Source organism: Streptomyces sp. NPDC034043 (genome assembly GCF_055575675.1).
The window spans coordinates 1-1,122 of the sequence record NZ_JBVISF010000046.1 but is presented as its reverse complement, the minus strand read 5'-3'; the positions used below and the strand labels follow the sequence as shown (position 1 = coordinate 1,122).

Here is a 1,122-nt window from a genome sequence, read left to right as displayed (position 1 = left end):
TGAGGCGAGGGGCCGGGCGTCGGTCCGCCGGGCATCCGGGCCCCCAAAGACCCTCGGCGGTCCACCCCCGCGCGTCAGATCGCTACGCGCTCCTCATGGCATAGCGCCCGGCGACCGTCCTGGGCTGGTACCGCACCACATGTTGACCAGGGCAGCATTCGGGACCGGCAGGCGCGTCAGATCGCTACGCGCCCCTCATTTCTCGGCGGCTGACGGCCGTCATGGGCTGGTCACCGGTCTGACCGTTCCGCCGGAATAAGCGGGTGTACGAGGACAGTCCGGCTGGCACGATGGCTGACGTGATCACATACCGAAAGGTCCATGCCGCGTAGACGGCCCCGGGCGCTACGCGCCGACCCGCCTCTTCCCCAGCTCTGGGGCCCGGCACCGCCCACCCGTATCCACGGTCTCTCCGCCGATACGAGCCTGGCCGTGCACCGTGTTGAGCACCTGAACGACAACGTGGAACTGTGCCCGGGGGGCACCGACCGCGCCTTGCGGCGCTACCGGGAATTCCTCACGCCTCCCGGCAGACGCCCCCTGTATCCGAAGGCAGCGGAGTGCCCGTGCTTCGGCTGCTCGCTCGACGACGTCAGGTATGCGCGCAGCGTCCTCGACGAGGTCCTGGGGAACCTTCCGCCTCGGCCGCGAGCCGAGCTCCGCCGGCTCCTGCGCCCCCTGGACGCGGTCTTCCTGCAGCGCAGCCTGCCCGATCCGTTCGAGCACCGACAACCCTGGAATGCCGAAGTCTGGTGGTACCGCCGCCTGTCCGACAGGTGGTAGACGGCCGTCTCCCTGATCGACCCGGTGCGGGTATCAGCCCATGACGACCGTCGGACGCTGACATGAGAGGAGCGCGTAGCGATCTGTCGCGCCCATCGGACCCGGATGCCGTCCTGGTCAACATGTGGTGCGGGTATCGGCCCAGGACGGCCGCCGGACGCTATGCCGGGAGGAGCGCGTAGCGATCTCACGCGCGCCAACCGGTCCCGAATGCTGTCCTGATCGTCATTTCGTGCGGGTATCAGCCCATGACGGTCGTCGGACGCCAAGCCGGGAGGAGCGCGTAGCGATCTGACGCGCGGGGGTGGACCGCCGAGGGTCTTTGGGGGCCCGGATGCC

Annotated in this window: 1 protein-coding gene; it reads left to right on the top strand. The window is 69.3% G+C overall.

Going from position 1 to position 1,122, the window contains the following annotated elements:
* Nucleotides 1-432: 432 nt before the first annotated feature.
* A complete protein-coding gene (locus tag ACZ51S_RS34700) occupies nt 433-783 on the top strand; it encodes a hypothetical protein (protein WP_468804173.1) in 351 nt (116 codons plus the stop codon).
* The last annotated feature ends 339 nt before the right edge of the window (nt 784-1,122 follow it).